The 22,970-nt window shown below is 71.3% G+C and carries 16 protein-coding genes; 7 read left to right on the top strand and 9 right to left on the bottom strand.

Annotated elements, in window-relative coordinates; translation table 11 throughout:
* Positions 1-51 precede the first annotated feature (51 nt).
* Positions 52-531: an ATP-binding protein gene (locus I2501_RS10675; RefSeq protein WP_196193686.1), complete on the bottom strand. Its 480-nt coding sequence runs from the start codon at positions 529-531 to the stop codon at positions 52-54.
* 251 nt (positions 532-782) lie between these two features.
* Between I2501_RS10675 and I2501_RS10680 the strand changes: the two genes are divergently transcribed.
* Positions 783-1,976 carry a PLP-dependent cysteine synthase family protein gene (locus I2501_RS10680; RefSeq protein WP_196194109.1) on the top strand — a complete coding sequence of 398 codons (1,194 nt, stop codon included), beginning with the start codon at positions 783-785 and terminating at the stop codon, positions 1,974-1,976.
* Between the two features lie 87 nt (positions 1,977-2,063).
* Here I2501_RS10680 and I2501_RS10685 read toward each other — a convergent pair whose 3' ends face one another.
* Both I2501_RS10685 and I2501_RS10690 read right to left on the bottom strand, forming a co-directional pair.
* Positions 2,064-2,543, bottom strand: coding sequence for an SRPBCC family protein (locus I2501_RS10685; RefSeq protein WP_196193687.1), 480 nt, complete (start codon positions 2,541-2,543; stop codon positions 2,064-2,066).
* Positions 2,544-2,692: 149 nt separating this feature from the next.
* Complete coding sequence (locus tag I2501_RS10690) at positions 2,693-3,499, bottom strand: DeoR/GlpR family DNA-binding transcription regulator (protein ID WP_196193688.1); 807 nt, start codon at positions 3,497-3,499, stop codon at positions 2,693-2,695.
* Between the two features lie 205 nt (positions 3,500-3,704).
* Here I2501_RS10690 and I2501_RS10695 point away from each other — a divergent pair, with 205 nt between their 5' ends.
* Positions 3,705-6,197, top strand: a complete 2,493-nt coding sequence (locus I2501_RS10695) for a hypothetical protein (protein ID WP_196193689.1) — start codon at positions 3,705-3,707, stop codon at positions 6,195-6,197.
* 372 nt (positions 6,198-6,569) lie between these two features.
* Here I2501_RS10695 and I2501_RS10700 read toward each other — a convergent pair whose 3' ends face one another.
* From I2501_RS10700 to I2501_RS10715, 4 genes are all read right to left on the bottom strand, one after another.
* The gene (locus I2501_RS10700) at positions 6,570-9,014 is read right to left on the bottom strand and encodes a right-handed parallel beta-helix repeat-containing protein (protein WP_196194110.1); all 2,445 of its coding nucleotides are present in this window, start codon (positions 9,012-9,014) and stop codon (positions 6,570-6,572) included.
* 207 nt (positions 9,015-9,221) lie between these two features.
* Positions 9,222-10,085 (bottom strand): MOSC domain-containing protein, encoded by an 864-nt coding sequence (locus tag I2501_RS10705; protein WP_196193690.1) that lies wholly within the window; start codon positions 10,083-10,085, stop codon positions 9,222-9,224.
* 137 nt (positions 10,086-10,222) lie between these two features.
* Positions 10,223-10,789: a DUF6643 family protein gene (locus tag I2501_RS39190; protein WP_236046145.1), complete on the bottom strand. Its 567-nt coding sequence runs from the start codon at positions 10,787-10,789 to the stop codon at positions 10,223-10,225.
* Between the two features lie 482 nt (positions 10,790-11,271).
* Entirely contained in the window at positions 11,272-12,135 is an 864-nt protein-coding gene (locus I2501_RS10715) for a PAC2 family protein (RefSeq protein ID WP_196193691.1), read from the bottom strand.
* Between the two features lie 280 nt (positions 12,136-12,415).
* Here I2501_RS10715 and metH point away from each other — a divergent pair, with 280 nt between their 5' ends.
* The 3 genes from metH to I2501_RS10730 all read left to right on the top strand — a co-directional run bounded on the left by metH (position 12,416) and on the right by I2501_RS10730 (position 18,708).
* Positions 12,416-15,976 carry a methionine synthase gene (metH, locus tag I2501_RS10720; protein ID WP_196193692.1) on the top strand — a complete coding sequence of 1,187 codons (3,561 nt, stop codon included), beginning with the start codon at positions 12,416-12,418 and terminating at the stop codon, positions 15,974-15,976.
* Between the two features lie 152 nt (positions 15,977-16,128).
* Complete coding sequence (locus tag I2501_RS10725; RefSeq protein ID WP_328806310.1) at positions 16,129-16,800, top strand: HAD family hydrolase; 672 nt, start codon at positions 16,129-16,131, stop codon at positions 16,798-16,800.
* 294 nt (positions 16,801-17,094) lie between these two features.
* Positions 17,095-18,708, top strand: coding sequence for an ABC transporter substrate-binding protein (locus I2501_RS10730; RefSeq protein WP_196193693.1), 1,614 nt, complete (start codon positions 17,095-17,097; stop codon positions 18,706-18,708).
* 98 nt (positions 18,709-18,806) lie between these two features.
* On the opposite strand, the gene I2501_RS10735 is transcribed toward I2501_RS10730, so the two are convergent.
* Both I2501_RS10735 and I2501_RS10740 read right to left on the bottom strand, forming a co-directional pair.
* Complete coding sequence (locus I2501_RS10735) at positions 18,807-19,478, bottom strand: response regulator (RefSeq protein WP_196193694.1); 672 nt, start codon at positions 19,476-19,478, stop codon at positions 18,807-18,809.
* A gap of 37 nt (positions 19,479-19,515) precedes the next feature.
* Positions 19,516-20,436 carry a RecB family exonuclease gene (locus I2501_RS10740; RefSeq protein WP_196193695.1) on the bottom strand — a complete coding sequence of 307 codons (921 nt, stop codon included), beginning with the start codon at positions 20,434-20,436 and terminating at the stop codon, positions 19,516-19,518.
* A 151-nt stretch (positions 20,437-20,587) separates the two neighbouring features.
* Here I2501_RS10740 and I2501_RS10745 point away from each other — a divergent pair, with 151 nt between their 5' ends.
* The gene (locus I2501_RS10745; protein ID WP_328806311.1) at positions 20,588-21,811 is read left to right on the top strand and encodes a site-2 protease family protein; all 1,224 of its coding nucleotides are present in this window, start codon (positions 20,588-20,590) and stop codon (positions 21,809-21,811) included.
* 75 nt (positions 21,812-21,886) lie between these two features.
* Positions 21,887-22,858 (top strand): tRNA (adenine-N1)-methyltransferase, encoded by a 972-nt coding sequence (locus I2501_RS10750; RefSeq protein WP_196193696.1) that lies wholly within the window; start codon positions 21,887-21,889, stop codon positions 22,856-22,858.
* Positions 22,859-22,970 lie beyond the last annotated feature (112 nt).

The following is a 22,970-nucleotide window of genomic DNA, read 5'->3' on the forward strand; positions in this document are numbered from 1 at the left end:
CTGCCCGGCACATGGAGCTGCGGCCTTGGAGCCCTGCTCGCGCACGCGGGGTCAGTCCGCGAGCACGGCCTCCAGCTCCAGCGGGTCGACGTCGAGCGCCAGCTCGACGGGCTGGAGCAGGGCGGGGGTCGGGACGGGAGCGGTGGCGACGGTGAACCACACGGTCTTGCCGCTCTCGTCCGCCTGTGCGCCCCACTCCTTGCAGAGCGCCGCCACGATCGCCAGCCCACGCCCGCCCGCGTCCAGCGGGTCGGGCGTTCTGGCCTGCGGCAGGTCGGGGGAGTCGTCGCGCACCTCGACGGTCAGCGCGTCGGCGTTGACGTCCGCGTGCATCCGCAGGATGCACGGCGCGGTGGAGCCGACGTGCTGGTGGACGTTGGCGAGCAGCTCGGTCAGGCCGAGCAGGGTCTGGTCGGTGACCGACGCGAGGTTCCAGTGACGCAGATGCGCTGTAACGATCCTGCGCACCACCCCGAACCGGCAGGGTTCGGCGGTGAGGCGCAGTTCGTAGTGGCGGTCGAGGTCCTCCATCGCGCTTTCGACTCCTTCCGCACAGGCGGCCGACGAACGCGGCCGACGTGCCGACTTCGAAGAGTGAGCAATGCGAAGCAGTCAGTGATGAACCAAGAGTTTCCCGAATCGCCGGGTGGCGCAACTCGGGAGACGCGTCCATCCTGCCCCGGAAGTTGTCCGTGGGTAAGTGATCGGACGCGGAACGTGACGGATCATGCGGGTGGGTAGGGGGAGATCCAAGGAAAAGTTGTGATGTGCGACACGTTACGATGCAGACGAGGCGGCGGTGTCATTGCGCCGTTCAGCCTCAGAGCAGTCGTTCCGAGCAGCAACGCGCAAGCGCAAGGCAGAGGTGGGCCGTCGTGAAGACCCTGGATGTGGACCGTAGCGACGCCGAGTACCGCTCCTGGCTCAAGGAGGCCGTCCGCAAGGTCAAGGCCGACGCCAACCGCTCCGCCGACACCCATCTGCTGCGCTTCCCGCTCCCGGAGGAGTGGGGCATCGACCTCTACCTCAAGGACGAGTCGACGCATCCGACCGGCAGCCTCAAGCACCGCCTGGCGCGCTCGCTCTTCCTGCACGCGCTCTGCAACGGCTGGATCCGGCCCGGCCGTCCGGTGGTCGAGGCGTCCAGCGGCTCGACCGCCGTCTCGGAGGCGTACTTCTCGAAGCTGATCGGGGTGCCGTTCATCGCGGTCATGCCGCGCACCACCAGCCAGGAGAAGATCAGTCTGATCGAGGCCCAGGGCGGCTCCTGTCATCTGGTCGACGACACCCGGACCTTGTACGAGGTCTCCGCCAAGCTGGCCGCCGAGTCCGGCGGCCACTACATGGACCAGTTCACCTACGCGGAGCGCGCCACCGACTGGCGCGGCAACAACAACATCGCCGAGTCGATCTATCACCAGATGGCCGAGGAGCGCTTCCCCGAGCCGAGTTGGATCGTCGCCACCGCCGGGACCGGCGGCACCTCGGCCACTCTCGCCCGCTACGTCCACTACATCCTGGCCGATACCCGGGTCTGCGTGGCCGACCCGGAGAACTCGTCCTTCTTCGACGGCTGGGTCAGCGGCGACATGACCGTCACCTGCGACTGCGGCTCCCGGATCGAGGGCATCGGCCGCCCGCGCGTCGAACCGAGCTTCGTGCCGGGCGCGATCGACCGGATGATGAAGGTCCCCGACGCGGCCACGGTCGCGGCCGTCCGCATGCTCGAACGGGTCATGGGCCGCAAGCCCGGCGGCTCCACGGGCACCGGGCTGTGGAGCGCGCTGCGCATCGTGGCCGAGATGCGCGCCGCGGGGGAGCAGGGCAGCGTCGTCACGCTGATCTGCGACCCGGGCGACCGCTACCTCGACAAGTACTACTCCGACGCCTGGTTGGCCGAGCAGGGCCTCGACATCGCACCGTACGTCGAGGTCCTGGACACCCTGCTGAAGACGGGGACCTGGACCGGGGAGTGACGTCGCGTCACATTCCCGATATCCCGACGTCCCTGCATCCCGGCGTCCCGTGCATCTCCGACATTGCCGTCCCGGCGGGCCGGGCCGTCAGGAGACCTGGGCTCTCCTGCCCGCGCGGGCGTCGAGCTTGTGCATCGCGGTGCGGCAGGAACGCTCGACCAGGGAGCGGGCGGCGTGCGTCGGGAGCTCGATCATGGCGTGGCCCTCGATCGCCATGGTGAAGCGCACCGAGGTGCCGTCGCCGTCGGGGGTGAGCAGCCACTCCTCCAGCCAGGCGTGCGCGCCCAGCAGGTTGGTCTCCTCGATCCGGTAGACGAAGCGCCGCGGCTCCTCCCAGACCAGGACGCTCTCCACGAAACGGATCCCGCCGACGAGCTTGACCGCGCGGCCCGCTCCCACCCCGTACGGCGGCGGGCCGGTGTAGGAGGCGCGCCTGATCGCACCGAACCAGCTCGGCCAGGTGGACGCGTCGTCCGTCAGCTCGCGGAAGAGGGCGTCGGGGCCGGACGTCAGCCGTTCCTCGGCCACGACCCGTACCGGCGCGGACTCCAGGAACTCCGTCGTCACCGGACGAAGCCTGATTCCCATCACGGTTCCCCTCTCGGATCGGCGGTGCGTCCGGTTGATCGTTGTTCAGAAGTACAGCAGCGCAGTCTAGTTGACGCTGCGTCAAGCGTTCCAGGGTGCGGGTGGCGTGGTGCTGGTCACCACGGCGCTCACCCGGCGACGACCACTTCGCGCACCTGCTCGGCGACCGCGCTACGGATCTCCGGCGGCAGGCCCGAGTCGGTGACCAGGGTGTCCACCTCGGCCAGCGAGGCGAAGGTGGAGAGCCCCACCGTGCCCCACTTGGTGTGGTCGGCCACCGCGACCACCCGCCGCGCCGCCGCGACGAAGTTCCGGTTGGTCTCCGCCTCCGCCAGGTTGGGCGTGGAGAGGCCCGCCTCCAGCGAGATGCCGTGGCAGCCGAGGAAGAGCAGGTCGAAGTGGAGCGAGCGGATCGCCCGGTCCGCGATCGGCCCGACCAGCGCGTCGGACGGCGTCCGCACCCCGCCCGTCAGCACCACCGTGGCGGGCTGCGTCGCCGCGCCACCGGTTCGGGCGGCGTGTTCGAAGACGTCGGCCACGCGCACCGAGTTGGTCACCACCGTCAGGCCGTCGATCCGGACCAGCTGGTGGGCGAGCGCGAAGGTCGTGGTGCCGCCGGAGAGCGCGACCGCGCTGCCGGGGGCGACCAGCCCGGCCGCAGCCTCGGCGATCTCCTCCTTGGCGCTGAGTTCGAGCGTCGACTTGGCCTCGAAACCCGGCTCGTGGGTGCTCGCGTCAAGCACCGGCACCGCACCGCCGTGGACCTTCTCCAGCATGCCCTGCCGGGCCAGTGCGTCGAGGTCGCGGCGGACCGTCATGTCCGAGACGTTCAGCCTGCGGGTCAGCTCGTTGACCCTCACCCCGCCGCGGCGCCGCACCTCGTCCAGGATCAGCGCGCGCCGCTGCTCGGCGAGCAGACTGCTGTTCTCGACCACCCCGCTGCTGCCCCCTCCGGCTCGTTCCAGGCCCGTGTCGGTGCCTGTCGGTGTCCTGCGGTTGAATCCTTTCACGGCCGTGAGGTACACGGCGTGAAAGTGCTGTACGGATCGACGGAAAGCGGCAGCATATCCGGCGGAGTCGGCATCGAGTGGAACGGGGGACCGGATGGTGGGGGACGGGAGTGGGCCCGGGAGGGGACCGATGGACGACGAGGCGGCCGGTCGCGCGGCCGAGCGCGGCGGCGTGATCCTGCCCAGACAGCGCACGGACGAGCCGGGGCCGGGGTTTCGTGTGCCCGCGCTGCGGATGGAGCTGCTGGTGCACGGCGTCGGCGGCACCACGCCGGAGACCATGCTCGACGACCCGCACCTGAAGCAGATGACCGGCGACACCGTCTCCGGCACCTACCGCCGCTGGCAGGACCAGGACGCCGAACGCCGTCCCGCCGACTACCGCGGCAACGCGGTGCTGGAGGCGTACTCCTGGGCCAGGCTCACCTCGGGCGCGGCCAGCCGCGCGTTCTGGCTGCTGCTCCTGCCCTTCATGCTCGTCAACCTCGCCCACTGGATGCGCCCGGCCGAGCCGGAGCCGTCGGAGCCGGAGCCGTTCGAGTCGGAGTCGGCGGAACCGGAGTCGGCGGAACCGGAGTCGGCGGAACCGGGGTCGGCCGACGGTTCGGAGAACTCACCGGATCGCCGCGACCGGGCGCTCTACGAGGCGCTGGTCCGGGTGATCGCCGGATCCCTCACCGTGCTGCTCACGGCCGCCGCCTGCGAGATCGCGCTGGATCTGCTGGCGTGGCAGTGCGCCGCCGACGGGCGCTGCGTGGCGCAGCACTCCTGGCTGGTCTTCGTCCTCGGCGGGCACGGCGGCTGGTGGGGCATGCCGGGTCGCCGCCTGGTGGTGGCCGCGCTGGTCCCGCTGGCCATGCTCGGCGTCCTCGGGCGGCTGTCCCGGATGACCTGGAGCAGCTACGAGGCTGTCCGTCCGATGGACGCGGAGCGCGGCAACGGCCCGGAGCCCATCGAGATGGAGCGGGACGGCTTCTGGTACGGGGAGGCCGCCGTCGGCCGCCTGCGCCTGCTGCACCTGGCGGCCGGGCTGCTCACCGTCGCCTGGGCCGTGCTGGTTCCGGTCCTCGCCCACGACCTCGGCGCGGACGGCTCGGCGGGGCTCGGCGTGGCCGCCTGGACCGGTGTGGTGCTGCTGGCCGCGCTGGTCGCCCTCGGCGCGGTCCTGCTGGTCGCCCTGGCGGCCGGCCCCGGGCGCGAGCTGCTGTCGCCGCGCGCCCAACTCCGCCCGGTGCTCGGGGTGCTGGCCGCCGTCTTCCTCTACGCGGCCTGGTCGCGGCACGGTTGGCTGCCGACGGGCGAACTGCCCGGCGTGCAGCGCGGGTTGGCCGCGCTGGTCGCCGCCCAGGTGGTCCTGGTGCTGGCGCTCGGCGTCGTCGCCTGGCGGATGACGCACCGTCAGCCTTCGCCCTCGCCGGTCGATCCTGAGCTCACCATCCCCGCACCGGACGGCTCGACCGTCCCGGACAGCGGCTTCGGCGGCCCCAACGGCGCGGCGCTGCGCAACCTGACCGGGCCGGTCACGGCGATGCTGGGCTGCGGGGTCGGCGGTCTCTTCACGGCGGGCGCCGCGCTCTTCACCGGGCAGCGGCTGGGCAGTGGGCTGCAGGCCGCGCCGCTGCTCGTCTGGGCCGCGAGCGGGGCCACGCTGCTGCTCCCGGTGCTGCTGGTGGTCGGCGCCCGGCTCGGCCGACGGCTGGTGCGCACCGCCGCGTCGCTGCGCCCCCAGGTCCTGGCCGCCTACGACGAGCCGGGCACGTCGACCGACTCGGCGCGCACCGGCCAGATCGCCAAGGCGCTCTCCGGCGCCCGACTCACCGAGTCCGCCGCGGGCCTGCTCGCGGCCTTCGCCGCGCTGGCCGGGGTGCTGTCGGTGGTCGCATTGGTCGGCTCGCTCGCGGTCGGACGCTCGCCGGAGGCGGTGACCGCGAAGGACGGCATGGTCCTCTCCCACTTCACCACCGTGCTGCAGAACCTGGGCGGTTGGCTGACCACCGTGCTGGTCCTCGGCCTGCTGGTGCTCGGGCTCAAGGCGTACGACTCGCTCACCACCCGGCGCAGCGTCGGCATCATCTGGGACATCGGCACGTTCTGGCCGCGCGCCGCACATCCGCTGGCACCGCCGTGCTACGCGGAGCGCGCGGTCCCGGACATCGAGGCACGGATCCGCGCCTGGCTCAAGGGCGATCCGGGACGGCGGCTGGTGCTGTCCGCGCACTCCCAGGGCACGGTGCTGGCGGCGGCGGCGCTGTGGCAGCTCGACCCGGAGACGCGCTCTCGGGTCGCCCTGCTGACCTACGGTTCGCCGCTGCGCCGCCTGTACGGCCGGTTCTTCCCGGCCTACATGGGCCCCGAGAAGCTGGCCCGGCTGGAGCGGGACGTGCCGCGCTGGGACAACCTGTTCCGGCTCACCGACCCGATCGGCGGCCCGGTCCGCGTGCCGGCTCAGGCGTCGGGGCCGCAGACCGGCCCGGACCTGCCCCCGTTCCCGGACCCTGTGGCCTTCGGCCGTACCCAGGACGACCCGATCCTGGTCCCGATCCGCGCCCACTTCGACTACCGCCTCGACCCCCGCTTCATCGCTGCGCGCGACGCGCTCCTGCGCGCGATGAGCGCGCCGTAGGCAGCGGGGAAGTTGCACTATCTGGGGGCGCGGGGCTCTGCTGATGTGCGGCTCCCGCCGCGTGGGCGCGACAATCCCCCTGGCCTTCGGCCGGGAGGTGCCCCCATCCGGCATGCGGATGGTCCTCAATGCGCAGGGCCATCCGCACAGGGTGGTTGCTCGCGCAGTTCCCCGCGCCCCCAGGTAGTGCAACCGCCTGTGGCAGCACAGCCCGACCTGCTCGCGCCCACGCGGCGGAGCCGCATATCAGCAGAGCCCCGCGCCCCCAGGTAGTGCAACCGCCTGTGGCAGCACAGCCCGACCTGCTCGCGCCCACGCGGCGGAGCCGCATATCAGCAGAGCCCCGCGCCCCCAGATAGTGCAACTTCGTGCCTAGGGCAGATCCTCCGGCAGGAGCAGTTGCAACTGTTCCGTCGTCGCATCAGGGAGCTGTGCGACGCGGACCGCGTGGCGTTCGATCATCGTCTCGAAGACCTGGCGGGCCGTGCGGCCGTTGCCGAAGCCGGGGCCCTTCGGGAGCGCGCCGAAGTGCGCGAGCAGCGCCTCCGCCGTCGCGTCCGTGAGGGCGTACTCGTGCTCCTCGGCCTGGGCGCGGGCGATCTGCAGCAGTTCCTCCGCGGAGTAGTCCGGGAAGGTGATGGTCCGTGAGAACCGGGACGCGACGCCCGGGTTCGCACCGAGGAACCGCTCCATCTCCGTGGTGTAGCCGGCCACGATGACGACGACCTCGTCGCGGTGGTCCTCCATCAGCTTGACCAGCGTGTCGATCGCCTCGCGGCCGAAGTCGCGCCCGCCGTCCTCGGGCGCCAGCGCGTAGGCCTCGTCGATGAAGAGAACGCCGCCGCGGGCGCGGTCGAACGCCTCCGCCGTGCGCAGCGCGGTCGAGCCGATGTGTTCGCCGACCAGGTCCATCCGAGCCACCTCGACCAGGTGGCCGCGCTGGAGCACGCCCAGGGAGGCGAGGATCTCGCCGTAGAGCCGGGCGACCGTGGTCTTGCCGGTGCCGGGGGAGCCGGTGAAGACCAGATGGCGGCGGAGCGAGGGCGCCTTGAGCCCGGCCTGGCGGCGGCGACGGCCGACCGAGATCAGGTCGATCAGCGTCCTGACCTCCTGCTTGACCGTCGCCAGACCGACCAGCGAGTCCAACTCCGCCAGCGCCTCGTCGGCCGGGCGGCAGTCCGGGATCGGCGCGATCTGGCCGAGCGCCTCCGCGCGCTGCCGCGTGGTCTGCTGGGCCGTCAGCCGCGCCTGCGTCGGCAGGGCGAGAGTCCCCGGCGGAGCGGCTGACGGGGGACTCAGGACCGGTGGGGTGGCAGTGGCCGCGGGGACCAGCGCCGGGAGTGGGGCGAGCGGCTTCGCGTCGTCGGAGACACACGCCTCCACCACCGGGCCGGGTTCGCTGAACTCGAAGCCGCCACGGGCGTTCTGCTCCGCACGGCAACGCGTCAGCACGGTCGCGCAGCCGTCGATCACGTGGAAGCCGAAGCCCTTGCCGTGCACGGCCGTGCACTCCTCGAAGGTGCCCCGGCCGCCCGCCGAGACGTAGACCCCGGCCTCCCCGCTGCCGCGCAGCACGGTGTTGCGGAACACCGGGTCCGCGCCCTTGGTGACGATCACGGCCGTGGCCACGTCGGCGATCTCACAGCCCGTCAGCAGCCCGCCGCTGCCGTGGTCGCGGAACCAGATGCCGGTCGTCGCGTCCTGCACCCGCAGCGCGTCGATCCGCACCTGGCCGCCCGCGCTGACCGAGACGGCCGTGCTGCGGACCTGGGCGATCGAGCAGCCGACCGCCTCCGCCGCCGAGCCCCGGTCCAGCACGAAGAGCGCGTCCGGCACGTCGTGGATCCGGCAGTCGGTCAGCGTCGCGCCCGCGCCGTCGATGACCCAGACCGCCGGGTAGTCGCCGGTGCTGTCGCGCAGCTCGCAGCTGGTCGCCGCGACCGTGGTGCCCGCGTCCCAGACCGAGAGGCCATTGCGGCCGAAGGCACGGAGTTGACAGTCGGTCAGCGAGAGGTGGGAGCGTCCGCGCAGGTCGGCGGCGTTCTCCGGGACCTCGTGGATCCGGCAGCGTTCCAGCGTCAGCGTCGCCTGCCCGTCCAGGGTGAGGCCGTTGTCGCTCACCCGGGAGACGGTGCAGTCGGCCAGCAGGCCCTCGGCCAGGCTGTCGGCCTGCACGCCGTTGCCGTTGACCTCGGAGATCTCGCACTCGTCCAGTCGCGCCCGGCTGCCCTCGCCGGTCAGCACCAGGCCCGCGCCGGTGCACTGGCGGATCCGGGACCGGATCAACCGCAGCCTGCCGCCGCTGCGGACCACCACGCCGGACTGGCCGGTGGTGTCCACCACGCAGTCCTCGACGACCGCCTCGGCGGCGTCCGAGACCCGCAGGCCCAGGCCGCCGGGGTTCTCCACGGTGGTCTGCCGGACCACCGGCCGGGCGTCGCCCAGCACCTCGATGCCCACCGAGGAGCGGGTCGAGATCCGGCACTCCGCCAACTCCGGTTCGCCCGCTGCCAGCAGGACCGCCGGCGCGGAGCCGTCCTGGCCCTCCAGCACCAGCCCGTGCACAGCAGCGGAGGCCGCCACCACCAGCGCGCTGCCGGTCGGCGGCTCGATCCGCACCGTCCCCGGGCCCTCGGCGCTGCGCAGCGTCACGGCCTTGTCGAGCACGACGGTCTCGCGGTAGACACCGGCACCCAGGGCGACCGTGTCCCCGGGCTCGGCCGCCGCCAACGCGTCGGCCACGGTGGTGTACTCACCCGAGCGGCGACGCCAGCGCGAGGCGCCGTCCAGGGTCACCCGCACCACGCCTGCTCCCATGACGATCCGCTGCCCCCAGCTCTTCCGTACTGCCGCGTCCGCCCACGGTACTGCGTCCGGCACCTGGTCCTGGCCCTCTTCCTGTGACAACGATGACAACGAGCGAGGTGACGAACGGTGGTCGCTCGTAGGGATGATGATCCCGACGCGGCGTCAGTTTCCGCCGTTCGGAGGGGATCCCGGGTCGCCGGGGTGTGCGTCGCGCGGTCAGTCGGGCTGCGGCAGCGGCCCGGCGTCGAGCACGGTGAGTTCGTCACCGAGTCGCAGCGTGCCGTAGGGCGCGAGTGGCACCATGTGGACGCCGAAGGCGGCTTCCTTACCGAAGCGGCGGCGCTTGCGCAGCGTGCGCAGCGGCTGCTGGCCGGTGAAGACCCCGGCCTCCTGGTCGACGGTGGTCATCACACACCGTCCGCACTGCTGGACGACCTCGAACTCGACCTCGCCGATGCGGATCCGGCGCCATCCGGTCTCCGCCCAGGGCGCGCAGCCGTCCAGCACCAGGTTGGGGCGGAACCGCTCCATCGGGACGGGTGTGGTCCCCGCCGCGTCGGGATGGTCCTGCGCGATCAGCTCGTCGAGGGCGCCGAGCGAGCCGGTGGTGGTCAGCAGCAGCGGGTACTGGTCCGCGAAGCTCGTGGTCGCCGGGCGCGGGCGGCGCTCCGGCAGGTCGAGGCGGGCGAGCCGCAGCTCGCGGTCGAGCAGCTTGCGGAAGAAGGCGGCGACCTCGGCGGAGTCGACGACCGGCGTGCTGAAGCCGTTGCCGAAGATCGAGACGTGCGTCAGCGTGGAGTCGGCCTTGGGGTCGGCCGCGGAGCCGGGCGTGGGCGCGGCAACGCGCAGCGGCGCGTCGGCGTCCGGGTGCTCCACGGTCAGCGTGCCGTCCTCGGCGACGGACGCGTGAAAGCGTGCCAGCCGCGGATCCTGGCGCTGCGTCAGCGTCTCGCCGTCCTCGGCGACCAGCATCCAACGACGGTCGCCGGCCAGCCCCCAGGGCTCGACCTGGCACGCGTCGACCGAAACGGCGTGGAACGACTTGACCGGATGTATTCGCAAGGCGGTGAGCTGGGCCATGCCCCCAATGGTGCCAGCTTCTGACGTCCACCCGGGGTTCCGGTCGCCCGGACCCCGAGTGTCGCTCCCGTCCTTCGCCTTGTGGTGGTGCTGTGCGGTGCGGTGGTGCTGTGCTGCGCGGTGATGCCGCGCTGGGCTCAGCGGCCGCGTTGCGGCGGGTAGCCGTAACCGGCGGCGCTCTGCTGCTGCGGGTAGCCGTAACCGCCGTTGGCCTGCGGCTGCGCGTACTGCGGCTGACCCGGCTGGGGCTGGGCCTGCGGGTACGCGGAACGCAGCGGCGTCACCGGCGCGACGGGAGTGCCGTGCGTCGGCGTCATGTGCGGCATCTGCTGCCCGCCGTACTGCGGCTGGTTCCCGCCGTACGTCTGCCCACCCGCGTACTGCGGCTGCTGCGGGATGTACGGCTGCGGGGCCGGGTAGTGCGCGGGCGTAGGAGTGGGCGGTGCATAGGAGGGACTGCTCGGCCCCGGCCCCAGAGCGAGGCGCGGCGAGGCGAGGGCAGGCAGGTTGCTGCCCTGCCCGAACGAGGACCCGTAGGACGACGAGCCGAAGCTGTCGTAGCTCGCCGGCGGCAGCGCCGCAGGCACGTTGATCGGCGCGATCTGGGGGACGCCCCGCTCAGCAACGAGGCTGTCGTAGATCGGGGTGTCCGAGGAGAAGGACGGAGCGTAGTAACCGACTCCGTCGTAGGAGCGGGAGGTCATGACGCATACGGTAAGCCCACAACGTGCCTGCTGAGGAGAGTGTCACGGCAGGTAGTTGTGGGGATTGCGCGGTGCTGCCCTCACAGGCCCGGTCGAAAGTGTGAAAATCGGTCAGATCGCCTGCCCGGTGCACCCGCAGGCAGAGGGATTGTTGAGCCAATATTTACCGGACGGTCGCTCTCCACACCGCGCCGCGCGCTGTCCGCGCGGCGGCAACCAGGCGTCAACCCAGCGTTGGCTGATGTCACCACGACGGGCGACGCCTTGTTCGGCGGCGAGGGGAAGTTGCACTTTCCTCGGCGGCGACAGGGCGAGGCGTTGGCTCCCGCAGGTGGTTGCACTATCCAGGGGCGCGGGGAACTGCGCGACAAGCCACCCTGCGAGGTAGAAACCCGAACGCGCAGGGCCATCCGCATGCCGGTGGTTGCTCGCGCAGTTCCCCGCGCCCCTAGGTAGTGCAACCGCCCCGTCTGCAAAAAGTTCTACTCGCCCGCCTTCGGCGGCTGGTTGTCGCGGCGGCGGAGGTAGCGTTCGAACTCGCGGGCGATCGCGTCGCCCGAGGCCTCGGGGAGGTCGACCGTGTCCCTGGCCTCCTCCAGCTGCTGGACGTACTCCGCGACCTCGCTGTCCTCCGCGGCCAGCTGGTCGACGCCCAGCTGCCACGCCCGTGCGTCGTCCGGGAGTTCGCCGAGCGGGACCCGGATGTCCAGCAGGTCCTCCAGCTTGTTCAGCAGGGCCAGCGTCGCCTTCGGGTTCGGCGGCTGAGCCACATAGTGCGGGACCGCCGCCCAGAACGTCGCCACCGGGAGGCCCGCGTGCGCGCACGCCTCCTGGAGGACGCCGACGATGCCCGTCGGACCCTCGTAGCGGCTCTCCTCCAGCTCCAGCGAGGAGGCCACGTCCGGGTCGGAGGTGACGCCGCTGACCGGCACCGGCCGGGTGTGCGGGGTGTCGCCGAGGAGCGCGCCGAGGATGACGACCATCTCCACGCCCAGCTCGTGGGCGACGCCCAGCAGCTCCTGGCAGAAGCTGCGCCAGCGCATGCTCGGCTCGATGCCGCGGACGATCACCAGGTCGCGGGTCTTGGGCTCGGTCACCCGGACCACCGAGAGCCGGGTCGTGGGCCAGGTGATCCGGCGGATTCCGCCGTCCATCCAGATGGTGGGACGGTTCACCTGGAAGTCGTAGTAGTCCTCCGCGTCCAGCTCCGCGAAGACCTTCCCACCCCAGATGTCGTCCAGATGCGCGACGGCGGTGGAGGCGGCGTCCCCCGCGTCGTTCCAGCCCTCGAACGCGGCCACCATGACCGGGTCGATGAGCTCGGGCATGTCCTCAAGCTCGATCACCCCGGGGCCTCCCTCCACTTGCCTGGTACAAGCTCGATGCAGCTCGTCCCACGGACTGTAAGTGCCCAGCGTACGGGCAACCATTCCTTTTACCCGATGTGCTTGCTCCGGCCGGTGTCCCGTCGCTTTCCGGACACCGCTGACCAGCGCCGCGTCGGTCGCCCGCGTCCCAGCTGGCGGAATCCCCGAGCTCACGATGTGTCCCTGCAATAGGCTGGGCGCGTGCGCCCGCGTCCGTGTGGGCGCAAAGTCGACAGCCGTCGCACACAGGGAGCTCACCATGGCCGTTTTCGTCCCTCCTGCCGCCCAAGAGCGCGCCGACGCGCTGCGCGAGGCGCTCGCCACCAGGGTCGTGGTGGCCGACGGGGCCATGGGGACCATGCTCCAGGCGCAGAACCCCACCCTGGAGGACTTCCAGGGGCATGACGGCTGCAACGAGGTGCTGAACGTGTCCCGCCCGGACGTCGTCCGCTCGGTGCACGAGGCCTACTTCGCCGTCGGCGTGGACTGCGTGGAGACCAACACCTTCGGTACCAACCTCTCCGCGATGGCCGAGTACGACATCGCCGACCGGATCTTCGAGCTGGCCGAGTCCGGCGCGCGGATCGCGCGTGAGGTCGCGGACGAGTTCGCGGCGAAGGACGGCCGCCAGCGCTGGGTGCTGGGCTCGATCGGTCCCGGTACCAAGCTGCCGACCCTGGGTCACGTCGCCTTCGAGGCGCTGCGCGAGGGCTTCCGGCAGAACGCCGCCGGTCTGGTCGCGGGCGGTGCGGACGCGCTGCTGATCGAGACCAGTCAGGACCCGTTGCAGGCCAAGGCCGCGGTCCTCGGGTCGAAGGCGGCGCTGGCCGAGGCCGGGGTGACGCTGCCGGTGCTGGTCCACGTGACGGTCGAGACGACCGGCACCATGCTGGTCGGGACGGAGATCGGTGCGGCGCTGACCGCGCTTGAGCCGCTGGGCGTCGACTTCATCGGCATGAACTGCGCGACCGGCCCGGCCGAGATGAGCGAGCACCTGCGCTACCTGGCCCGGCACGCCAAGGTCGGGCTGTCCTGCATGCCGAACGCCGGCCTGCCGGTGCTGGGGAAGGACGGTGCGCAGTACCCGCTCTCCCCGGAGGAGCTGGCCGACGCGCACGACGTGTTCACCCGCGAGTACGGGCTCTCCCTGGTCGGCGGCTGCTGCGGCACCACGCCGGAGCACCTGCGCCAGGTCGTGGAGCGGGTCCAGGGGCGGCCGGTCGCCGCGCGCACCCCGCAGCCGGAGGCGGCCGCGTCCTCGCTGTACCAGTCGGTGCCGTTCCGGCAGGACACCTCCTATCTGGCGATCGGTGAGCGGACCAACGCCAACGGGTCGAAGAAGTTCCGCGAGGCGATGGTCGCGGGGGACTGGCAGGCCTGTGTCGACATCGCCCGCGAGCAGATCCGCGAGGGTGCCCACCTGCTGGACCTCTGCGTGGACTACGTCGGCCGCGACGGCGTCGCCGACATGAAGGAGCTGGCCGGTCGGCTGGCCACCGCCTCCACGCTGCCGATCGTGCTGGACTCCACCGAGCCGCAGGTGCTGCGGGCCGGTCTGGAGCTGCTGGGCGGTCGCGCGGTGCTCAACTCGGTCAACTTCGAGGACGGCGACGCGGACGACTCCCGCTACGGCCGGATCGCTGCGCTGGCGGCCGAGCACGGCGCGGCGCTGATCGCGCTGACCATCGACGAGGCGGGCCAGGCCCGCACGGCCGAGACGAAGGTCGCCATCGCCGAGCGCCTGATCGAGGACCTGGGCACCCGGTTCGGGATCGCCGAGCACGACATCCTGGTCGACTGTCTCGCGTTCACCCTGGCCACCGGGCAGGAGGAGTCGCGCCGCGACGGTATGGAGACCATCGAGGCCATCCGGGAGTTGAAGCGCCGTCACCCGGCGGTGCAGACCACGCTGGGCCTGTCCAACATCTCCTTCGGCCTCAACCCGGCCGCCCGGATGGTGCTGAACTCGGTCTTCCTCAACGAGTGCGTCGAGGCCGGTCTGGACTCGGCGATCGTGCACGCGGCAAAGATCGTGCCGATGAGCCGGATCCCGGACGAGCAGCGCGAGGTCGCGCTCGACCTGGTCTACGACCGCCGCCGGCCCGCGCAGGGCGAGGAGCCCGCCTACGACCCGCTGAGCCGGTTCCTGGAGCTGTTCGAGGGGGTCAGTGCCGCCTCCGTGCGCGCGGGGAAGGCGGAGGAGCTGGCCGCGCTGCCGCTGGAGGAGCGGTTGCAGGCGCGGATCGTGGACGGTGAGCGGGGCGGTCTGGAGGCGGACCTCGACGAGGCGCTGACTGTCCGGCCCGCGCTGGAGATCGTCAACGAGGTGCTGCTGGAGGGCATGAAGACGGTCGGCGAGCTGTTCGGCTCCGGGCAGATGCAGCTGCCGTTCGTGCTCCAGTCCGCCGAGGTGATGAAGGCGGCGGTGGCCCATCTGGAGCCGCACATGGAGAAGTCCGACTCGGAGGGCAAGGGCACCATCGTGCTGGCCACCGTGAAGGGCGACGTCCACGACATCGGCAAGAACCTGGTCGACATCATCTTGTCCAACAACGGCTACAACGTGGTCAACATCGGCATCAAGCAGCCGGTGTCCGCGATCGTCGAGGCCGCGCAGGAGCACAAGGCGGACGTGATCGGCATGTCCGGCCTGCTGGTCAAGTCCACGGTGATCATGAAGGAGAACCTGGAGGAGCTCAACCAGCGCGGCCTGGCCGCCGACTTCCCGGTGATCCTCGGCGGCGCGGCGCTGACCCGCGCCTACGTCGAGCAGGACCTGTACGAGATCTACGCCGGCGAGGTCCGCTACGCCCGCGACGCGTTCGAGGGCCTGCGGCTGATGGACGCGCTGGTCGCGGTCAAGCGCGGCGTCCCCGGCGCGGCCCTGCCGGAGCTGCGGCAGCGCCGTCACGCCAAGGTCGAGGTCGACGAGCCGGAGGAGACCACGACGCGCTCGGACGTGGCCGCCGACAACCCGGTGCCGTCCCCGCCGTTCTGGGGCGACCGGATCGTCAAGGGCATCGCGCTGGCCGACTACGTCTCCTGGCTGGACGAGGACGCCCTGTTCAAGGGCCAGTGGGGCCTGAAGGCCGGGCGCGCAGAGGGAGGTGCGGCGCGCAGCGCCACGAGCATGGGTGGTGGGGGGCGACGGGGGGGCCCTTCCTACGAGGAGCTGGTGGAGACCGAGGGTCGGCCGCGGCTGCGCGGGTGGCTGGACCGGCTGCAGACCGAGGGCCTGCTGGAGGCCGCCGTGGTCTACGGCTACTACCCGGCGGTCTCCCGGGAGAACTCCCTGGTGGTGCTCGGCGAGGACGGCAACGAGCGCACCGCGTTCGCCTTCCCGCGCCAGCGCCGCGGGCGTCGGCTCTGCCTGGCGGACTTCTTCCGCCCGGAGGACTCCGGCGAGAAGGACGTCGTCGCCTTCCAGGTCGTCACGATGGGCAGCAGGATCTCCGAGGCGGCCAACAAGCTCTTCGCCGAGAACTCCTACCGCGACTACATGGAGCTGCACGGCCTCTCCGTCCAGCTGGCCGAGGCCCTGGCCGAGTACTGGCACGCCCGCGTCCGTGCCGAGCTGGGCTTCTCGTCCGAGGACCCGAAGGACATGAAGGACATGTTCGCCCTGAAGTACCGGGGCGCGCGCTTCTCCCTCGGCTACGGCGCCTGCCCCGACCTGGAGGACCGCGCCAAGATCGCCGCGCTGCTCCGCCCGGAGCGGATCGGCGTCGAGCTCTCCGAGGAGTTCCAGCTGCACCCGGAGCAGTCCACCGACGCCATCGTGATCCACCACCCGGAGGCGAAGTACTTCAACGCGCGTTGAGGTGTTCGTCAACGCGCGTTGAGCTCGACGGGATTACCATGTAGGACCCTGCCTCGGCCTCCGGCCGAGGGAGCCGGGCCGGTCACCCCTGTGGTGGTCGGCCCGAGCCGTCTCGCCCGGGAACCCGGGCCGCAAGAAAGCCGGAACCGCCCGTGACCACAGTCGCCTCCCGCACCCTGCAGGCCGTCCTGCTCGACATGGACGGCACGCTGGTCGACACCGAGGACTTCTGGTGGGAGGCGGAGAGCACACTGCTGGCCGACCTCGGTCACCCGATCGGGCCCGAGGAGCGCGAGATCGTGGTCGGCGGCCCGATGTCGCGGGTGGTCGACCACCTGCTGGCGGTCTCCGGCGCCGCGCTGACCCCGGAGCGGCTGGGCGACCTGATCAACGAGCGGTTCGTCGAGCTGATCGGCCAGGGCGTCCCGGTCCGGCCGGGCGCCAAGGCGCTGCTCGCGGATCTGGCCGCGCACGGCGTCCCGACGGCGCTGGTCTCCGCGTCGCACCGCCGGATCATCGACCAGGTGCTGCGCACCCTCGGCGCGCACAACTTCGCCTTCACGGTCGCGGGCGACGAGGTGGAGCGGACCAAGCCGCACCCGGACCCGTACCTGCTGGCCGCAGCCCGCCTCGGCGCGGACCCGGCGCGCTGCGTCGTGATCGAGGACGCCCCGACGGGGGTCCGGGCCGGTCAGGCGGCGGGCTGCCATGTGCTGGCGGTGCCCTCGGTCACGGCGATCGAGGAGGGGCCGCGGACGACCGTGCGCACCACGCTGGAGGGTGTCACCACCGCGTTCCTCCGGGCTCTCGTGGTCGAGAAGTGACGATCTAGCAGGTTATGCCCCGTTACGTAATCTTGTGAGGGGCCTGTGAATGTGTCGAAAAGTAACTACCTGCTAACGCCAAAACGGACGTATCGGCACATGTGACGTCAATTCCGGTGCGAATTCAACGCCTTGATCAAACCCTGGGTAAAGGGTGGCTGGGGGATCATGCGATCGTATGGCAGGCTACCGCTCTATCGACCCTGTCGCGGATTCTGCGCACCACACTTGCGTGGTATAGCGCGCCGCAGCGCGGTGCCGAAACCCAGCGCCGGCGAGGAGAAGAAGGACCACATGGCAGCACTCAAGCGGCTGGCGGCGCTCAGCTGCGTCGGCCTCATAGCCACGACCACCGCGTGCGGCTCGTCAAAGTCGACCGGCCCTGTCGACGGTGCTCCCAATGTGACGATCAACGTCGGCTCGGCGACGCCGTTCACCACGCTCGACCCGGCCAACGCGTACGACTCGGGCTCCTGGAACGTGTACTACAACGTCTACCAGCAGCTCTTCACCTACATGCCGGGCTCCAACCTGCCGACTCCGGACGCCGCCAAGGACTGCACCAACTCCGGTGTGACGGTGACCTGTGACCTCCAGTCGGGCCTGGAGTTCTCCAACGGCGACCCGCTGGACGCCAACGCCGTCAAGTACTCCCTGGACCGCGTCATCGCGATCAAGTCCAAGACCGGCGTCTCCGGCCTGCTCAGCACCATCAAGTCGGTCGAGGTGGTCAGCCCCACCCGCCTCGTGCTCCACCTGAACGAGCCGGACGCGACCATCGAGGACCGTCTCGCCTCCGGTGTGGCGTCCATCGTCGACCCCAAGGTCTACAGCGCCACCCAGGCCGAACCCACCACCTTCACCGGCGTGGTGGGCTCCGGCCGCTACACGGTCCAGTCGGTCCAGTGGGGCAACCTGGGCTCGGGCAACCAGCCGGTCGAGCTCAAGCTGGCGCTCAACCCGAACTACCACGGCGCGGCCGGAGCTCCGCAGAACTCCTACGTCAACGTCAAGTACTACGCGGACCAGAACGGGACGAAGAAGGCGCTGGACTCCAACGACGTCGACGTCGTCATCCAGGACCTCAACGCCAGCGACGTCATCGCCATGCAGAACAACCAGCAGTTGGGCACCGGTCTGCAGGTCGCGCAGGGCCCCGGCGGCTCGGTCCGGATGATGTCGTTCAACACCAAGAAGGCGCCGTTCAACGACGTCCACGTGCGCCAGGCGGTGGCCGAGTTGATCGACCGCGACGCGATTGCAGCCCAGTCGTACCAGCACACCGTGACGCCGGCCTACTCGCTGATGCCCGCCGGTATCGCCAACGCCTCGCAGTCCTTCAGCATGTGGACCACGCCGCACCGCTCGGACGCCGCGGTCAGGCAGCAGCTGCGGGACGCCGGGGTCTCCCTCCCGATCAGGTTCACGCTCTCCTATGGCGGCGGCGACGCGGCCAAGGAGGCCGAGGTCAAGCAGATCGCCCAGCAGCTGAACAGCTCGGGCGCCTTCCAGGTCGCGCTCCAGGACTACCCCGGCGGCGTCGGCCAGCTGCAGTCGCAGGCCCTGACCCCCGGCAACTTCCAGGCCTTCATGATCGCCTGGGAGGCCGACTACCTGGACGCCGACGACTACATCTCGCCGATCGCCGAGGGCGACGCCCTCTACAACAACTACAACAACCCGTCGCTCAACCAGGAGATCTCGCAGGCGCTGGCCATCACGCCGCGCACCTCCGCCGAGAAGGCGTACAAGCAGATTCAGAACACCATCGCCCAGGACGTCCCGGTCATCCCGATCTGGGCCAACTCCCAGTACGCGGCCTCGCAGGCGGACATCACCGGCGTCCCGCTGACCCTGGACGCCTCGGGCACCCCGCGCTGGTGGCTGATCGGCAAGACCAGCAACTGACGCCGACAGCAACAGGCCCGGCCCTCCGCAGCGCGGGGGAGCCGGGCCTTTGCGTTGCTCGCCTCTGATGGCCTCTGTCGCGTGCCGCTGACGCAGCCTCAGCTGCCGCCGGGGCGCACCAGACCGCTCTCGTAGGCGAAGACCGCCGCCTGGACCCGGTCGCGCAGGCCGAGCTTGGTCAGCACATGGCCGACATGCGTCTTCACGGTCGTCTCGCTGACGAACAGCTCGCCCGCGACCTCGGCGTTGGAGAGGCCCTTGGCGACCAGCTTCAGCACCTCCACCTCGCGGTCGGTCAGCGTGCCCAGGGACGGTGGCGGGGCCTCGTCGCCGGACGGGAGCCGACCGGCGTACATGTCCAGCAGACGGCGGGTGACGCTGGGGGCCAGCATGGCCGCGCCCTCGGCGACCACGCGGATCGCCTGGACCAGCTCCTCCGCCGGGACGTCCTTGAGCAGGAAGCCGCTGGCTCCGGCGCGCAGCGCCTCCACCACGTACTCGTCCAGGTCGAAGGTGGTCAGCACCAGCACCTTGGCCGGGCCGTCGCGGCCGGGGCCGGCGATGCGGCGGGTGGCCTCGACCCCGTCCATCCGCGGCATCCGGATGTCCATCAGGACCACGTCAGGCTGCAGCGCCCGGACCTGGTCGAGCGCCTGCTGCCCGTCCCCGGCCTCGCCGACCACGGCGATGTCGGACTCGGCCTCCAGAATCATCCGGAAACCGGTGCGCAGTAGCGGCTGGTCGTCGACCAGCAGCACTCGGATCGTCACAGCACGCTCCACTCGGTGATCAAGTCGATCACGTTGATCAGGACGGGACACTCAAAGGGTACGCAGGGGGAGTTCCGCCCCACGCGGGGCACAGCGACTTGTGCGCGCACCAGTCGCAGAGCCGGTTCGGACTGGCCGGCCAGTCGCCGCTCTCAAGGGCTCGCTGGACGGCCTGCCACAGCGCCTGCAGCTTGCGCTCCACGGCCCGCAGGTCGGTCTCGTCGGGGTCGTAGGTGACCACCTGGCCGCCGCCGCCCAGGTACATCAGCTGGAGGCGCTTGGGGATCACCCCGCGCTCGCGCCAGATCACCAGCGCGTAGAACTTCATCTGGAACATGGCCTTGCCCTCGAAGTCCCGCGAGGGCGCCCGGCCGGTCTTGTAGTCGACCACTCGGACCTCGCCGGTGGGGGCGACGTCGACCCGGTCCACATAGCCACGCAGCCGCAGCCCGGACTCCAGCGTGGTCGTAACCAGCAGCTCGCGCTCGGCGGGCTGGAGGCGGTTCGGGTCCTCGACGCGGAAGTAGGCGTCGAGCAGCTTCTCGGCGTCGGCCAGCCAGCCCGCCAGCTCCTCTGTGCCCGTCTCCTCGGGGAAGAGCTCGGCCACCTCCGGGCGCTCCAGCAGCAGCTTCTCCCACTCGGGCCGCAGCAGCGCCCGCGCCGCCTCGGGCGTGCGCTCGCCGAGCGGGGCGTCGAAGAGCCGCTCCAGCACGGCGTGCACCAGCGTTCCCCTGGTGGCCGCAGGACTCGGCGGCTCGGGCACCCTGTCGATCACCCGCAGCCGGTAGAGCAGCGGACAGGTCATGAAGTCGCCCGCCCGCGAAGGTGAGAGCGAGGTGGGGACCGACGGCAGAGCGACGTCCGGCGCGGCGTCCGGCGCGAGGTCCGGCGTCGGGTCCGGAGCGGCGTCGGGCGCGGGGCTGACAGGGGTGTCGACGGTGGGGTCGGCGGCGTGCATGGGGTCGACCCTATGGCCTGGCACCGACACCGCGTGGGTAAGTGGGTAAGCAGGACGGTGCGGGGCACGACGGACCGGACGGCCCGCCGCGCGCCGCAAGCGCGGGAGATCGCGTAGCGTGTGCCGCGGACACGGGCACTGAGGGGCGGACGTGAGCAGCGGCGACAGCGGCAAGGGCGAGACCACAGCGGGCGCTCCCGATCCCGAGCGTCCGCCCGGCGCGCTGCGCATGGGCCGCCCGTTCGGGGTGCCGGTCTACGTCACGCCCAGCTGGTTCCTGGTCGCGGCGCTGATCACCTGGCTCTTCGGCGGCCAGATCGACAACGTGCTGCCGGGCCTCGGCAACGCCCGCTACCTGGTCTCGCTCTTCTTCGCGATCGCCTTCTACGGCTCGGTGCTGATCCACGAACTGGCCCACACCGTGCTGGCCCTGCGCTTCAAGCTGCCGGTGCTCCGGATCCAGCTCCAGTTCTTCGGCGGCGTCTCCGAGATCACCAAGGAGGCGGAGACGGCCGGACGCGAGTTCTGGCTGGCCTTCGCCGGACCGCTGCTCTCCCTGGTGCTGGGCGGGGTCTTCCTCGGCGCGATGCAGTTGGTGACGCCGGCCACGGTGCCCGGCGTGCTGCTGACGGCGTTGATGCTCAGCAATTTCGTCGTCGCGGCCTTCAACCTGCTCCCCGGGCTGCCGCTCGACGGCGGCCGGATGCTGCGCGCGGTGGTCTGGAAGCTCACCGGCCGTCCGATGACCGGGACGGTCGCGGCGGCCTGGGCCGGACGCGCCCTGGCGCTGGCGGTGCTGGTCGGCATGCCCGCCCTGTCCGCCGCCCAGGCCGCGCAGATCGGCACCGGCGAGCTGCTGACCGACGCTGTGCTGGGCGCGATCCTGGCCGCGATCATCTGGAACGGGGCGAACACCAGCCTGCGCAACGCACGGCTGCGCGAACGGCTGCCGGAGCTGAGCGCGGGCGTGCTGACCCGACCCGCCGTCAGCGTCACCGCGGACACCCCGCTCGCGGAGGCGCTGCGCCGCCTGGACGAGGCCGGTGCGCTCGGCATCATCGTCACCGACAGCGCGGGCACGCCGATCGCCCTGGTCCGCGAGCGCGCGGTGCGGGCGGTGCCGGAACACCGGCGTCCGTGGATGCAGGTCAGCGAGGTCTCGGTGCCGCTCGCCCCCGGCAGCCGGGTCCCGACCGCGCTCGCGGGCGAGGAACTGCTGGACGCGCTGCGCGCCGTGCCCTCGGCGGAGTACCTGGTCGTCGGCCCGGACGACGAGCCCGTCGGCGTCCTCGCGGCCGTCGACGTGGAACGCGCCTTCTCCCGCGCGATGTCGGGCGAGGAGATCCTGGTCGCCGCGCCTCCGCCCGCCGCCTGAGCGGCCCGCGGGACCTCGAACAGCCGCCGTGCGACGTGGTCGGTCGGCCCCTGCCGCGCCCGTAGACTTACCCCCATGACTCAACCGACCGGCGCCGCCCGCCGTCGCGGGCCCTTCCAGGTCGGGGACCAGGTCCAGCTCACCGACCCCAAGGGCCGCCACCACACCATCACGCTCGAAGCCGGGAAGGCGTTCCACACCCACAAGGGTGCCTTCTCCCACGACGAGCTGATCGGCGCCCTCGAGGGCACTGTCGTGCGCACCACCGGGAACACCCAGTACCTCGCGCTGCGCCCCCTGCTCCCCGACTACGTCCTCTCCATGCCGCGCGGCGCCGCCGTCGTGTACCCGAAGGACGCGGGGCAGATCGTCACCATGGCCGACATCTTCCCCGGCGCGCGCGTCGTGGAGGCCGGTGTCGGCTCCGGCGCGCTCAGCATGTCGCTGCTGCGCGCGGTGGGGGACAGCGGTTCGCTCTTCTCCTACGAGCGCCGCGAGGACTTCGCCGACATCGCGCGCAGCAACGTGGAGCGCTACTTCGGCGGTCCGCACCCGGCGTGGAAGCTCACCCTGGGCGACCTGCAGGACAACCTGGTCGAGACCGAGATCGACCGGGTCGTGCTGGACATGCTCGCGCCCTGGGAGTGCCTGGACGTGGTGTCCAAGGCGCTGGTTCCCGGCGGTGTGATCTGCTGCTACGTCGCGACCACCACCCAGCTCTCCCGCACGGTCGAGGCGCTGCGTGAGCACGGCACCTTCACCGAGCCGCAGGCCTGGGAGTCGATGGTGCGCAACTGGCACGTCGAGGGCCTGGCCGTGCGTCCGGACCACCGGATGATCGGTCACACCGGCTTCCTGCTCACCTCCCGCCGCCTCGCGGACGGCGTCGAGCCGCCGCTGCGTCGTCGTCGCCCGGCCAAGGGCGCCTACGGCGAGGTGGAGGCGCCGGAGAAGGCCAAGCCGGGCCGCTTCCTGAAGCTGGCCGAGAACCGTGCGGATGCCTCCGGCGAGGACTACGTCGAGGACTTCGACCGCGACCAGGACTGACCGCACAGCCCTCTGCACAACCTCCACGGGGAGGCGACGGAATCGTCGCTTCCCCGTTGTTCTGCCCGCGTCCGGACTGTGGGACGATGACGCGCACAATCGCGCGGTGACT

Origin of the sequence: Streptacidiphilus fuscans (assembly GCF_015690355.1) — a bacterium.
Classification (GTDB): domain Bacteria; phylum Actinomycetota; class Actinomycetes; order Streptomycetales; family Streptomycetaceae; genus Streptacidiphilus; species Streptacidiphilus fuscans.